We start from the raw sequence: 13,040 nt of genomic DNA on the forward strand, positions 1-13,040 counted from the left end.
GGGTCAGCTCCTTTCCGGGAAGCGGTTCAGGTCGCCGGGCAGGCGCGAGCCCAGCGGCGACATCCCGGCACCGGCGCCGTGCCGGGCCAGCAGATCCAGGGCGAGCCGGCCGCGGCGCACGCGCTCGCGGGCGGTGTCGAGGGTGACGTCGCGCAGCTGCGCTCCGTACGGGTAGATGGCGGGCGCCTTCGCCAGACCGAACTTCAGATACAGGGGCGCGCCGCGCCGGATCAGCTCGGCGATCTCGTACATGCGGATGTAGCCGCCGAGGTCGTCCGGAGCCTCCACGTACATGTCCATCGGCGCGCCCGACACCCGCCGTATCTCGGTGAGGTGAGCGAGCGTCAGGTCACTCGGGACGTTCAGCGAGTCCGCGCCGAGACGCTCGTACACCGCGTAGGCGGCCGGGTTGACCGGGCCGATCAGTGCGGACACCTTCAGCGTCGTGTCGGCCGGGATGATCCCCGCGGTCCGCGCACGGTGCAGCGTCCACAGGACGCCCTCGTCGGCGACGAGCAGACACTTGACGCCCAACTCCGTGGCGCGCAGGGCGTCTTCGACGCATCCGGCGACCGCGTCGTGGCCACGGGCGCGCAGCCCCGCGCCGCGCGAGTCGGTGCGCACGGAGGCGCCGGTGTCCCAGGTGCCGCGCGGCCCGGTGAACAGGCAGAGCTCGATGTCGCGCTCGGCGGCCGTCTCCACCATCTCCGTGATCTCGGCGTCGGAGAGCATCCACACGCCGCTGCCCTGGCTGATGCGGTGGATCGGCACGTCGAGCCGCGCGGCCTCCTTGAGCACGACGCCGAGCGCCTCGGGCCCCTCGACCGACGGAATCTCGACCCGCCAGGTGCCGCCGTCGGGGAACGTGTGGGCCGAGGCGTCGGCGGGATCGGGGGAGGGAGCGGCGAGCCCGAGCGCGGCGAGGGCGGGTTCGCCGGGCTGCCGGGGGAGGGAGGTGGAGGGGTCGTCGGTCACGGTCGTCCTTTGCGTGAGATCACTTGGTTCGAGGTATCGAACGAAGTTCGTGTCGTGGGGTGTGCTTCGGTGAGGCCGCGCAAGCGGGGGGCCTGTGTGTGGTGTGCTCAGGGGCGCGGGGAACTGCGCGACCAGCCACCCCCGCCCCGCAGCCGAAGAGAAGAGCTCAGGGCAGCAACAAGACCTTCCCGGTCCCGGGATCACCACCCCCGACCAGGGAAACCGCCTCCCCGAACCGCTCCAAGGGAAACTCATGCGTGATCAGCGGAGCCGGATCGAGCAGCCCGAGTTCGAACGCCCGTACCGCATCGGCCCACGCGCCGGACGACGCCCCGAAGACGGACCGTACCTCCAGCTGGCTGACGGACAGATGCACGGGATCGATCCCGACGGCCCCCTCCGTGAACATCCCGGTGAGCACCACCCGCCCGCCCCTGCGGGCGAGCAGACACGACGAAGCGGCAGTGGTCGCCGCACCCGCCGTCTCGACCACGAGGTCGAAGGACCCGTTCACGGACCCCGCCTCCGCGGGGGAGAGCGCCGAGGTCGCCCCGAAGCCCAGGGCCAGCTGCCCACGTGCCGCGCGCGGATCGACGACGGTCAGCTCCGCGGGGCCGCCTGCCGCGAGCCACTGCACCGCGAGCAGCCCGAGCGTCCCCGCGCCGACCACCGCGACCCGCTCGCCGGCCCGCGGCCCGCCCGCCCGCACGGCCGCCGCGATCACGGCGGACGGTTCGAGCAGGGCCGCGGCCCGCAGATCGGCGTCGTCACGCAGCGGATGCAGCAGCCGCGCGGGCACGACGACGTGGTCGGCGAAGGCGCCGGGTTCGGTGAACCCGGTCTCCGCGTAGCCGCCGCCGCACAGGCTCGTCTCGCCGTACCGGCACCGCTCGCAGACGCCGCACGCGCGAAAGCCCTCGGCGACGGTCTTCCGCCCGACCAGGCCGGGGTCGACCCCGGCGCCGACGGCCGCCACGGTCCCTGCCCACTCGTGGCCGGGAATCACCGGGTAGCGGACGTACGCGGCGTCGCGGTGTCCGTCGTACACCTCGCGGTCGCTCATGCAGATCCCGGCGGCGGCCACCTCGACGAGGACCTCGCCGGGGCGCGGCTCGGGGCGCTCCCCGGTGACCAGGCGGTGGCTGCCGGGGCGGTCGACGACGACGGCGCGCGATGTCATGCGTCGGCCCCGCCGGGATTCCGCTTCTCCCAGCCCTCGGCCCACAGGTCGAACCGCGCCCGCTGCTGCGGGAACTCGGCGGCGGCGTCGGTGTCCAGCTCGACACCGAGACCCGGCGCGTGCGACAGCTCGAAGCAGCCGGTCTCCGGGTCGACCTGCGGGGCGCCCTTCACGACCTTCTTGATGTCCGCGTCCGCGAAGTCGTTGAAGTGCTCCAGGATCTTGAAGTTCGGCGCGGTGAAGCCGACCTGGAGCGAGGCGGCGGTCAGCACCGGGCCGCCGACATTGTGCGGGGCGACCAGCATGTAGTGCGTCTCGGCGGTGGCCGCGAGCTTGCGGGTCTCCCAGATGCCGCCGATGTGGCCGACGTCGGGCTGGATGATGTCCACGGCCTGGCTCTCGAACAGCTCGCGGAACTCGATCCGGTCGTGGATGCGCTCGCCGGTCGCCACCGGCATGTCGACCTTGGCGGCGACCTTCTCCAGCGCCTTCAGGTTCTCCGGCGGGACGGGCTCCTCCAGCCAGGCGGGCCGGAACGGCGCGAGGTCGCGCGCGAGCCGGACGGCCGTGGCGGGCGAGAACCGGCCGTGCATCTCCAGCATCAGCTCGGCGTCGGGCCCGATGGCGTCGCGCACGGCCTCGATCAGCGAGACCGCGTACAGGCTCTGCTCGTGGTCCAGTTCGTAGTGGCCGGTCCCGAACGGGTCGATCTTCAGCGCGCGGTAGCCGCGCTCCATCACGCCCTGGGCGGCCTTGTGGTACGCCTCCGGGGTGCGCTCCGTGGTGTACCAGCCGTTCGCGTACGCCTTGACGCGGTCGGTGACCTTCCCGCCGAGCAACTGCCAGACGGGGACGCCGAGCGCCTTGCCCTTGATGTCCCAGCAGGCCATCTCGATGACGGCGATGCCCGACATCACGATCTCGCCGGCCCGGCCGTAGTCGCCGTACTTCATGCGGCGCACGAGGTCCTCGACCGCGAACGGGTCGGACCCCTTGATGTGGTTGGCCTCCGCCTCGCGGAGGTAGCCGATGAGCGCGTCGGTGTGGCCGAGCATGCGGGTCTCACCGACACCGGTCAGGCCCTCGTCGGTGTGGACCTGGACATAGGTGAGGTTACGCCACGGCGTCCCGACCACATGCGTGCTGATTCCCGTAATGCGCAAGGCAGTTGCCCCTTGACTTGTTCGGTATTTCGTCACACGTTCGAAATGCTGGCGTGACGTTATTCACGGCGGCCGGAAGGTGTCAATGGGTCGCGCACAACCGCCTGTCGGGAGGGAGGCGGCCATTGCGCCGCGAACGGCGCCGTGCCTACCCTGTGTTCGTCATATCGATCAGCGACCGAAGTTTCGGACGGTTTCGGACGCGCAGGGTGGGAGGCCGAACTCATGGGACGACTGGTGCCCGCGGTGACCAGGTCGCTGGACATACTCGAACTGTTCCTGGAAGGGGACGGCACGTTCTCCGCGCCCGAGGTCACCCGCAGACTCCAGCTGCCGCGCACCACCGTGCACGAGCTGCTCACCACCCTGGCGGCCCGCTCGTATCTCGTCCAGATCCCGGACCAGCCCGGGCGCTACCGCCTCGGCGTGCGCACCTACCAGCTCGGCAGCCGCTATGCCGAGCAGCTCGACCTCGCCGCCGAGGGGCAGCAGGTGGCCCGCGAGGTCGCCGAGACCTGCGACGAGACCGTCCACGTCGCGATCCTGGAGGACACCGACGTCATCTACATCGCCAAGGTCGACTCCACGCACGCCGTGCGCATGGTCTCCGCGGCGGGCCGCCGCCTGCCCGCGCACTGCACCTCGGTCGGCAAGATGCTGCTGGCCTCGCTGCCCCCGGACGAGCTCGAATCCCGGCTGCGGGGGCGGGAGTTCACCGCGATGACCGCCGACAGCATCACCGACCCCGACGAGCTGCTCGCCGCGCTCACCGACATCCGCGAGCGGGGCGTCGCCGTCGAGCACCGGGAGTCCAACCCGGACGTCAGCTGTGTGGCGGCGCCGGTGCGGGACAGTGCGGGGCAGGTCGTCGCGGCGCTCTCCATCTCCGTGCCGATGATCCGCTGGAGCGAGGAGCGCGAGCGCGAACTGGCCGAGCTCGCCGCCAAGGGCGCCGGTGACCTGTCGGTCCGCCTCGGCCACCGGGGCGCGCGATGACGCACGTGGCGGGGCGCGCGATGGCGCACGCGACGAGGCGCGCGTACGACGTGGCGGTGCGCGCGGAGGCAGCGCTCGGCGAGGGCCCCACCTGGGACGCGGACGCCGGCCACCTCATCTGGGTCGACATCCTCGGCTCGCGCGTCCACACGTACGACCCCGTGGCCGGCCGACGCACCGTCATGGCGACCGAGCAGCACGTCGGCGCCGCCAAGCCCCGCGCGGGCGGCGGCCTGGTGGTCAACCTCCGCGACGGCATCGGCCTGTACGGACCGGGTGGTGCGCCCTTCAGCTGGCTGGTGCACGACCCGGCACCGGGCCGGCGGGGCAACGACGCCGCCGTCGCGCCCGACGGCTCGCTCTGGGCGGGCACCATGCGCTACGACGAGGCGCCGGGTGGCGGCAGTCTCACCCGTATCGGCCCCGACGGCACCACGACCGAGCTCCTCGGCGACGTGGCCGTCAGCAACGGCACCGGCTGGAGCCCCGACAAACGCCTCGTCTACTACGTCGACAGCCCCACTCGACGTATCGACGTTTTCGACCACGACGGGCAACGCGCTCTCAACAGGCGCACGTTCGCGCACATCGAAGAGAGCGCGGGCTTCCCCGACGGGCTCACCGTCGACGCCGAAGGCTGCGTGTGGGTCGCGCTCTGGGACGGCGCGCAGGTCCGCCGCTACACACCGGACGGCCGTCTCGACCGCACCGTGGAGCTCCCGGTGCGCCGCCCCACGGCCTGCGCCTTCGGCGGCCCGGACCTGCGCGACCTGTACATCACCACGGCCCGCACCGGCCTCGACCGCCCGCACCCCCTGTCGGGGTCGGTCCTGGTCGTGCCGGACGCGGGCCGCGGGCTGCCGGGCGTCCCCTTCGCGGGCTGAACTCCGGCGCGGTGCTCAGCCCTTGAGCTCCCTGAGGTACTTGCCGAACTTCTCCAGGCCGTCGATGTTGCGTGGCCCGCTGATGCCCTCGTTGTAGTCGAGGACGAAGAAGTTGTTCTTCTTGACGGCGGGCAGTTCCTTCGTGTGCGGGGACTTCTTCAGGAACTCGATCTTCTTCTTCGCGGGCTGGTCGCCGTAGTCGAAGATGATGACGACCTCGGGCTCGGCCTTCGTCACGGCCTCCCAGTTGACCTGCGTCCAGCGCTCGTCGAGGCCGTCGAAGATGTTCCTGCCGCCCGCGCTCTTGATGATGTCGTTGGGCGGGACCTGGCTGCCCGCCGTGAAGGGCTGGTCGGTGCCGGAGTCGTAGAGGAACACCGGCACCCGCTCGCCGTCCTTGGGCGCCTTCTTCTCCACGGCCGCGACGCGCTTCTTCAGGTCCCCGACGACCCGGTCCGCCTTCTCCTCGACCCGGAAGATCTTGCCGAGCCGCTCCAGGTCGCTGTAGAGCGCCTTGAACGGAGTGACCTTCTCCGGATATCCAGGGTAGTTGAAGCAGCTCTCCGTGTGCATGAAGCTCTGGATGCCGAGCTTGTCCAGGGTCTTCGGGGTGATGCCGCGCTGGTCGCTGAAGCCGGAGTTCCAGCCCGCGACGACGAAGTCGGACTTCGCCTCGACGACGACCTCCTTGTTGAGCAGGTCGTCGCTGAGCATCTTCACCTTGGCGTACTCCGACGCCCAGGGCGACTCGCTCACCGGCGGGTTGGCGGGCGGCATCACGTAACCGTGGACGTGCTCGGTCAGGCCGAGGCTGAACAGCTTGTCGGCGCTGCCGCCCTCGTACGCGACGGCCCGCTGCGGGACCTTGTAGGAGACCGGCTCGCCGCAGCGCTTGACGGTGGTCTTCTCGGCCGCATCGGCGGCGCTGTCCGAGTCGACCTCGGCGCCGCAGCCGACGAGCAGCGTCAGCGCGAGCGCGGAGCCGGCCGCGATGGATCGGGTGTGGGACATGGGGAGTCGGTGCCTTTCAGAAGGACGTTTCAGAGGGACGTTCAGAGGGGCGTTTCAGAGGGGCGTGCCAGACGGACGCTTTTTCAGAGGGTGGGGTGGAGCGCGTACAGCAGCTGCGGGTCACCTGTCAGCGGATGCTTGATGACGCTGGCCTGCACGCCGAACACGTCGGCCACCAGGTCTTCGGTGAGGACGTCCTCGGGTGTTCCGGACGCCACGAGCCGCCCCTGCGACAGCACGCCGAGCCGGTCGCAGGCGGCCGCCGCGAGGTTCAGGTCGTGCAGCACGACGAGGACGGTGAGCCCGGCGCCGCGCAGATGCGAGAGGACCTCTATCTGATGGCGTACGTCGAGGTGGTTGGTCGGCTCGTCGAGGACGAGGACCCGCGGCTCCTGGACGAGGGCACGGGCGAGCAGCACGCGCTGCCGTTCCCCGCCGGACAGGGTCAGGACGCCGCGCCCGGCGAGGTGGTGGATGTCGAGCCGCTCCATCGCCCGTGCGCACAGCTCGCGTTCGCGGGCGGTGAGCGCCTGGTTGCCGCGCTGGTGCGGGGCCCGGCCGAGCGCCACGACCTCCGCCACCGTGAAGTCGAGGTCGACGGCGCCGTCCTGCGTCATGGCGGCGACGAGCTGCGCGCCGCGGCGCATCGAGAGCCGGGAGATGTCGTCCCCGCCGACCCGGACGGTGCCCGTGGCCGGCCGCAGCGCCCGGTACACACAGCGCAGCGCGGTCGACTTCCCGCTGCCGTTCGGGCCGACCAGACCGACGACCTGGCCCTCGCCCACATCGAGCGAGAGGTCCCGCACCAGGCTCCTGCCGTCGATGTCGACGCCGAGCCCGTCGATGCGCAGGTCCATCACGGACCTCTCGGCTGCTTCGTCGTGCATGTCGGTCATGTCAACGCCCCCCGAACACATAGCCCTTGCGGCGCATCAGGCCGATGAACACCGGCACGCCGACGAGCGCCGTGATGACTCCCAGCGGCAGTTCGCGCGGCGCGACCACCGTCCGGGACAGCAGATCGACCCAGACCATGAACACCGCGCCGACCAGCGGCGCGACGGCGAGCACCCGGGTGTGCGTGGCGCCGACGACCATCCGCACCAGGTGCGGCATGACGAGCCCCACGAAGCTGATCGCGCCGCTCACGGCGACCATCACGCCGGTGATCAGGGAGACGAGCACGAGCAGGGACTTGCGGTGCCGGTCCGGGCTGACGCCCAGGCTCGCGGCGGTCTCGTCGCCGAGCGCCAGGACGTCCAGCGCCCTGCCGTACCGGTACAGCGCGGCGACGCCGAGCAGCACGACCGCGGAGACGACGGGCAGCGTCCCCCAGGCGGCGGCCCCGAAGCTGCCCATGGTCCAGTACAGGACCATCGACGTCGCCTCGTTGTCCGGGGCGAAGTAGATGATCACGCTCATCACGGCCTGGAAGCCGAGCGACATCGCCACGCCGGTGAGGACCAGGCGCAGCGGGGAGAGGGCGCCCCGGTCACTGGACGCGGCGTATACGAGGAAGGACGCGACGAGCGCGCCGACGAACGCGCCCGCCGACACCGCGTACACCCCGAGCGCGGCCAGGCCGCCGGTCACCGTCACGCCGACCGCGCCCACCGACGCCCCCGAGGAGACGCCCAGGACGAACGGGTCGGCGAGCGCGTTGCGCACCATCGCCTGGATGGCCACGCCGACCGCGCTCAGACCGGCGCCCACCAGCGCGGCGAGCAGCACGCGCGGGGTCCGGATCTGCCAGATGATCTGGTACGTCGTCGTCTCGTCGGCGCCGATGCGGCCGCCGCTGAGCGCCGCCCACAGATAGCGGGTGGTGTCGGCGGGCGACACGTAGGCCGCGCCGAGGCCGATCGCCACGACGACCGACGCGACAAGGACGACGAAGAGCGCGACACAGGTCAGCACGAGGGCCCTGGGGGAGGCGAGCCGCTCCCGCACGGCGGCCCGGCTCTTCGGGGCCCCGGCCGGCGGCGCCTGTGTGAGGGTGCTCACGCGGTGCCCGCCTTCGACGTGCCGCGGAGCACCAGCGCGGCGGCGCCGAGCGCCACGACGACGAGGGTGCCGAAGGCGGCCGCGGTTCCCGGGTAGCCGGCCAGGCCGAGGCCGGCGCCGCCGAGCGCCGCGCCGACGAACACGCCGAGGCTCTGGCCCGCCGCGTTGAGGCTGAGCGCGGAGCCGCGCAGCGTGGTGCCGCAGCGTCGCACGATGAGGCTGACCACGCACGCGGCGACGATCGCGTGGCTCGCCGCGTGCAGCGCGGTCATGACGAGGGCCAGCGGCAGCCAGTGCGTGAAGTAGAAGCCCACGACGGAGACGAGGGCGGCGACCAGGCCGATGGCGAGCAGGCGTTCCGTGCCGATGCGCGGCTGAGCCGAGTTGGTGATCCGTCCGGTGAGGAGGTTGCTGACGAAGAACGCGGCGCCGCTCAGCGTCCACACGAACGCGAACAGCCCGGCGTCGAGGTCGAACCGCTCCTCGTAGAAGGCCGCGAGGTACGACAGGTAGCCCATGAAGACGGCGGTGCGCAGGAACCCGATCAGCAGCAGCGGCACCGCGCCGCGCACCGCCGCGAGGGCCTTGAACGAGGCGAGGTAGCCGAGTCGCGGGGTGTCCTCGGCGGTCTCGGCGCCGTCCGACTCCCGCTGCTGCCTGCGCCGGGCCACGAAGACCACCGCGAGCAGCAGCGACACCACGGTCACGCCGATCAGGTCGCCCTGCCAGCCCCAGAACAGCGCGGGCAGCGCGATGACGGGGGCGGCGAGCATGGCGGTCATGGACTGGGTGGCCGTGACCAGGGTGGCCGCGCGCCCCGCCGCCTTGCCGGTGCCGAAGCGGTCGGCGGCCGCGGCGGTCAGCGCCGGGTTCAGCACGGACGTACTGGCGCCGATCAGCAGGCAGAACACGGCGAGCAGAGCGAAGTCCCCGGCGGCGCCGAGCGCGGCCGACCCGCCGAGCGCGACGAGCGCGCCCGCCGCGGCCCACTCCTTGGGCACCCGGTCGATCAGCGGCGCCAGCGCGGTGCCGACCAGCAGGGCGGCGAGGCCGCCGAGCCCGCGCAGGCCGCCCATCGCGGCGACGCTGCTGCCGGCCTCGTCGGCGATGGGCACCAGATACGTGCTGAAGACGGTGAAGGGCAACAGGCCGACCGCGGAGGCGAGCAGCACGGGCCACAGGGTGCGGGCCATCCGCAGATCGCCCGGTACCGGTTCCTCGGCGCTGTCCTGCGCCGGGTTCTTGACGGCGTCGACGCTCACGCTGCCGCTCCGTTCGGCGCGAGGGCGGCGCGGTAGCGGTACATCGGCGTGGGGTCGGCGCTGAACTGGGAGAACGTGAACGGTTCCGCGTTGAGTCCGGTGACGCCCGCGCCGAGGAAGGCGCGGGCGACGGCGCTGCCGCTCTGGGCGTAGACGATCAGTGGCACTCCGTGCTCGACGCAGTGGCGCAGGATCAGGTCGAAGGTGCCGTTGCTGAGCGTCATGCCGGTGGCGACGACCGCGTCGGCCTGTGCGAGCACCTCGGTCATGTCGTCGGAGACGGGCTCGCCCCACGCGGTCGTCCGCAGGTTCAGATCGCAGGGCAGACAGACGCCGCCCCGCTCCCGTATCGCCGCGACGAGCGGATTGACCACGCCGATCAGGGCGACCTTCGCGCCGGGCTCGATGTCGAGCAGCCCGGCGATGGCGGCGTCGCGGGCCTCGGCACGGACCTCGGGCGTGCCGGCAGGCAGCATGACGCGCTCGGCGTCGGCGGTGTCGCGGTGCGGGCGCACCCGGGCGAGGTAGGCGTCGAGGGCGGCGGTCCGTACCGGCGCGGACTCGTCGCGCAGCAGCTTGTCCAGGGAGTGGCCGGAGGCGTTCTCGCAGAAGCCCGGGGCGAGTTCACCCGCTTCGAAGGAGCAGGCGCCGAACGAGTCGCCGACGCGGAGCAGCAGGTAGTGGTTGTGGTAGGTGACGTCGCCGCCGGCGAGCCGGGTGGTGTTGTAGAGCCAGAACGCGCTGGTGACGGTGAGCTCGGCCGGGTCGGGGCCGTGGGCGCCCGACAGGACGGCGTCGGTGAGCTCCGCGACGGTGTGGGGCGTGGGGTGTGACATGTGTTTTCTCTCCGGGGGGCGGGCGGGTTCAGGAGGTAGCGGGCGGCCAGGCCGTCGTGGACCAGGGGGGCTTGAGGTCGCCGAGCGAGGTGATCTCGTGCGGCTTCAACGTCTCGATGTCCAGGGCCTGTTCGTGCCGGGCGTAGGCGCTCTCGACATAGCGGTGGCCGGTGTCGGCCGCGATGAAGACGTACGTACGCGTGTCGTCCCTGCGCCGCTCCCACAGCGCGCTCAGATAGGCGGCGCCCGCCGAGAGCCCGGCGAAGATGCCGCTGGTGCGCAGCAGGGAGACCGCCCCGGACACGGCGCTGTCGAAGTTCACCCAGTGCACGCGGTCGTACAGCTCGTGCCGGACGTTGCGGAACTCGATGGCGCTGCCGATCCCGGCGATGATCATGTCCGGGTCCGCGACGTGCTCGGAGCCGAAGGTGACGCTGCCGAAGGGCTGCACGCCGACGAGCGACACGTCGCGCCCCGCCTCGCGCAGATAGGTGGCGAGGGCGCCCGTCGAGGCGCCCGAGCCGACGCCGCCGACCAGCGCGAGGGGGCCCGCGGGCAGGTCCTTGCCGATCTCGTCGGCCACCTCGCGGTAGCCGTAGTAGTGGATGTCGTCGTGGTACTGCCGCATCCAGTGGTACGAGGGGTTGTCAGCGAGGATCTCGGCGATCCGCCGCACCCTCAGCTCCTGGTCGAGCCGGAGGTCCTTGGAGGGCGCGACCTGCTCCAGCGTGGCGCCGAGTATCTCCAGCTGCACGCGGGTCGAGCGGTCCACCGTGGTGGAGCCCACGATGTGGCACTTCATTCCGTAGCGGTGGCAGGCGAGCGCGAGGGCCTGGGCGTAGATGCCGCTGGAGCTGTCGATGAGGGTGTCGCCCGGCCGGACGGCGCCGGAGTCGAGCAGGTGCCGGACGGCTCCGAGGGCCGAGTAGATCTTCATCGTCTCGAAGCGGAGGCAGGCCAAGTCCGGTGCCAGGGATATGAGATCGGGCTTCTTCACCGCTTCTGCGATGTGTGCGTGCATGGCTGGGATCCCCCCGTAGGGACGAGCGGGCAGGGAGGGGCGCCGGGGGAGTGCGGGCAGCCCCCGGAGCGGCCCCGGAACGCCGAGAGCATCACACTAGATGAAAATGATTGTCAAGAGCGGGTAAGTTCGGCACACTGGTCCGCGCGGGGTGCCGTGCCGGGTGCGCCGCGACGTTCGAGAGGAGTCGCGTGAAGCTGTTCCAGGGGGCCGCAGCCCGGTCCCGCCCGACCCGACCGCCGCGCCACGGGCCGCCGCCGAGGGCCGGGGTCGGTACCGCGTTCGGCACCTTCGGCGAGCTGCTCCAGGGTGTCCTGCCGGAGGGCCGGCAGGGTGGCGAGGGCGACGGGGACTTCCTCGTGACGCTGCCCGTCGCCCGGTGGACGATGGCCACCTTCCGGGAGGGCTCCGCGTCGGGCGAGCTGGAGGTCTGGCCGCCGCGCAAGACCAAGGCGCTCCGACTCGCCCGGATGATCGCGGAGTTGGCGCCCCGCGCGCCGGGATGCGCGCCGCCCGGCGGGGTGCTGACCGTCAGCAGCGTCATCCCCGAGGGCAAGGGGCTCGCCAGCTCGTCCGCCGACCTCGTCGCCACCGCGCGGGCGGTCGGCCGCGCCCTCGACGTCCCCATGCCGCCCGCCAGGATCGAGCGGCTCCTGTCCCGCATCGAACCCACCGACGGCGTGCTCTACCCCGCGATCGTCGCCTTCCACCACCGCAGCGTCCGGCTCCGCGCGATCCTCGGCTCACTGCCCCCGATGGCGGTGGTCGGCATCGACGAGGGCGGCTCCGTCGACACGGTGGACTTCAACCGCATCCCCAAGCCGTTCACGGCGGCCGACCGGCGCACCTATGCCGACCTGCTCGAACGGCTCACCGCCGCCGTCCGCCACCACGACCTGGCGGAGGTCGGCCGGATCGCCACGCGCAGCGCCCTCATGAACCAGACCCTGCGCCACAAGAGGTCGTTGGAGCCCATGCGGGAGATCTGCCGCGAGGTCGGCGGCCTCGGCGTGGCGGTCGGCCACAGCGGTACGACGCTGGGGGTGCTGCTCGACGCCACGGACCCCGCGTACACGCGGCGGGTCACCGCGGCGGCGCAGGCGTGTGGGGAGCTGACGGGCGGCGGCCGGGCGGGGGGCGGGGTGACGGTCTACCGCACCCTCACCTTCGGCCGCCCTTGTGCCACGGCCCCCGCCATACCTGCCAGCGTCCCCCGAACCGGACAGGACGACGTGCCGTGACGACGAGATCCCGTCTCGGACGCGGGGAGGAGCGCCGCCGTCCCGACGCGGGGCCCGAGGCCGGCGTGCGCAGGACCCGGCAGCGTGCCGCCGTCCTCGAAACGCTCGGGCACTGCGGGGAGTTCATCTCCGCACAGGAACTGCACGCCCTGCTCGCCGGTTCCGACAGGGCCGTAGGTCTCACCACCGTCTACCGCGCGCTGCGCGAACTGGACCGCGCCGGCCTCGTCGACGTCGTACGCGACGAGACCGGCGAACGGCTCTACCTGCGGCGCCCCACCGAGGAACACCGCCACTACCTCATCTGCCGCCGCTGCGGCCGCAGCAGACCGGTGGACGCGGGCGCGGTGGAGGCGTGGGCGGAGCACCTGGCAGAGACCACGGGCTACGCAGAGCTCGAGCACACCCTCGAACTCAGCGGGGTGTGCGGGGAGTGCGGGTCCGGGAGGGGCGGGGCGTAGGCGGTG

13 protein-coding genes are annotated in these 13,040 nt (G+C 72.1%); 4 read left to right on the plus strand and 9 right to left on the minus strand.

The features are described from left to right. Positions 1-3 precede the first annotated feature (3 nt). The 3 genes from ACZ7LU_RS04155 to ACZ7LU_RS04165 form a co-directional block, all read right to left on the minus strand. Positions 4-975 (minus strand): hypothetical protein, encoded by a 972-nt coding sequence (locus ACZ7LU_RS04155; RefSeq protein ID WP_468302441.1) that lies wholly within the window; start codon positions 973-975, stop codon positions 4-6. Between the two features lie 166 nt (positions 976-1,141). Further along, positions 1,142-2,155 carry a zinc-dependent alcohol dehydrogenase gene (locus tag ACZ7LU_RS04160; RefSeq protein WP_471915621.1) on the minus strand — a complete coding sequence of 338 codons (1,014 nt, stop codon included), beginning with the start codon at positions 2,153-2,155 and terminating at the stop codon, positions 1,142-1,144. Continuing rightward, positions 2,152-3,318: a mandelate racemase/muconate lactonizing enzyme family protein gene (locus tag ACZ7LU_RS04165; protein WP_398299723.1), complete on the minus strand. Its 1,167-nt coding sequence runs from the start codon at positions 3,316-3,318 to the stop codon at positions 2,152-2,154. Before ACZ7LU_RS04165 ends, ACZ7LU_RS04160 begins: the two co-directional genes overlap by 4 nt. Positions 3,319-3,543: 225 nt before the next feature. Between ACZ7LU_RS04165 and ACZ7LU_RS04170 the strand changes: the two genes are divergently transcribed. Both ACZ7LU_RS04170 and ACZ7LU_RS04175 read left to right on the plus strand, forming a co-directional pair. Beyond that, positions 3,544-4,314: an IclR family transcriptional regulator gene (locus ACZ7LU_RS04170; protein ID WP_471915622.1), complete on the plus strand. Its 771-nt coding sequence runs from the start codon at positions 3,544-3,546 to the stop codon at positions 4,312-4,314. Then, positions 4,311-5,198 (plus strand): SMP-30/gluconolactonase/LRE family protein, encoded by an 888-nt coding sequence (locus tag ACZ7LU_RS04175; RefSeq protein WP_471915623.1) that lies wholly within the window; start codon positions 4,311-4,313, stop codon positions 5,196-5,198. The genes ACZ7LU_RS04170 and ACZ7LU_RS04175 overlap by 4 nt, the downstream gene beginning before the upstream one ends. Positions 5,199-5,213: 15 nt before the next feature. Here ACZ7LU_RS04175 and ACZ7LU_RS04180 read toward each other — a convergent pair whose 3' ends face one another. From ACZ7LU_RS04180 to ACZ7LU_RS04205, 6 genes are all read right to left on the minus strand, one after another. Beyond that, positions 5,214-6,209, minus strand: coding sequence for an ABC transporter substrate-binding protein (locus ACZ7LU_RS04180; RefSeq protein WP_468302451.1), 996 nt, complete (start codon positions 6,207-6,209; stop codon positions 5,214-5,216). Positions 6,210-6,292: 83 nt separating this feature from the next. Beyond that, complete coding sequence (locus ACZ7LU_RS04185; RefSeq protein ID WP_468713599.1) at positions 6,293-7,066, minus strand: ABC transporter ATP-binding protein; 774 nt, start codon at positions 7,064-7,066, stop codon at positions 6,293-6,295. A 40-nt stretch (positions 7,067-7,106) separates the two neighbouring features. Next, the gene (locus ACZ7LU_RS04190) at positions 7,107-8,159 is read right to left on the minus strand and encodes a FecCD family ABC transporter permease (protein ID WP_471916475.1); all 1,053 of its coding nucleotides are present in this window, start codon (positions 8,157-8,159) and stop codon (positions 7,107-7,109) included. A 50-nt stretch (positions 8,160-8,209) separates the two neighbouring features. Beyond that, complete coding sequence (locus tag ACZ7LU_RS04195) at positions 8,210-9,475, minus strand: MFS transporter (protein ID WP_471915624.1); 1,266 nt, start codon at positions 9,473-9,475, stop codon at positions 8,210-8,212. Next, positions 9,472-10,311, minus strand: coding sequence for a Rossmann-like domain-containing protein (locus ACZ7LU_RS04200; RefSeq protein WP_471915625.1), 840 nt, complete (start codon positions 10,309-10,311; stop codon positions 9,472-9,474). The genes ACZ7LU_RS04195 and ACZ7LU_RS04200 overlap by 4 nt, the downstream gene beginning before the upstream one ends. Before the next feature lie 28 nt (positions 10,312-10,339). After that, on the minus strand, positions 10,340-11,332 hold the full coding sequence (locus ACZ7LU_RS04205) for a pyridoxal-phosphate dependent enzyme (protein ID WP_471915626.1): 993 nt from the start codon (positions 11,330-11,332) through the stop codon (positions 10,340-10,342). Positions 11,333-11,523: 191 nt separating this feature from the next. Here ACZ7LU_RS04205 and ACZ7LU_RS04210 point away from each other — a divergent pair, with 191 nt between their 5' ends. Beyond that, entirely contained in the window at positions 11,524-12,573 is a 1,050-nt protein-coding gene (locus ACZ7LU_RS04210; protein ID WP_471915627.1) for a GHMP family kinase ATP-binding protein, read from the plus strand. After that, on the plus strand, positions 12,570-13,034 hold the full coding sequence (locus ACZ7LU_RS04215) for a Fur family transcriptional regulator (protein WP_471915628.1): 465 nt from the start codon (positions 12,570-12,572) through the stop codon (positions 13,032-13,034). The genes ACZ7LU_RS04210 and ACZ7LU_RS04215 overlap by 4 nt, the downstream gene beginning before the upstream one ends. The last annotated feature ends 6 nt before the right edge of the window (positions 13,035-13,040 follow it).

The sequence above is a fragment of the Streptomyces sp. NPDC039462 genome (assembly GCF_055639375.1).

Bases quoted from the DNA above. Each gene is read 5' to 3' on its own strand.
- ACZ7LU_RS04160 (WP_471915621.1), bottom strand. From the start codon at position 2,155: ATGACATCGCGCGCCGTCGTCGTCGACCGCCCCGGCAGCCACCGCCTG.
- ACZ7LU_RS04170 (WP_471915622.1), top strand. From the start codon at position 3,544: ATGGGACGACTGGTGCCCGCGGTGACCAGGTCGCTGGACATACTCGAA.
- ACZ7LU_RS04175 (WP_471915623.1), top strand. From the start codon at position 4,311: ATGACGCACGTGGCGGGGCGCGCGATGGCGCACGCGACGAGGCGCGCG.
- ACZ7LU_RS04180 (WP_468302451.1), bottom strand. From the start codon at position 6,209: ATGTCCCACACCCGATCCATCGCGGCCGGCTCCGCGCTCGCGCTGACG.
- ACZ7LU_RS04185 (WP_468713599.1), bottom strand. From the start codon at position 7,066: ATGGACCTGCGCATCGACGGGCTCGGCGTCGACATCGACGGCAGGAGC.
- ACZ7LU_RS04200 (WP_471915625.1), bottom strand. From the start codon at position 10,311: ATGTCACACCCCACGCCCCACACCGTCGCGGAGCTCACCGACGCCGTC.
- ACZ7LU_RS04205 (WP_471915626.1), bottom strand. From the start codon at position 11,332: ATGCACGCACACATCGCAGAAGCGGTGAAGAAGCCCGATCTCATATCC.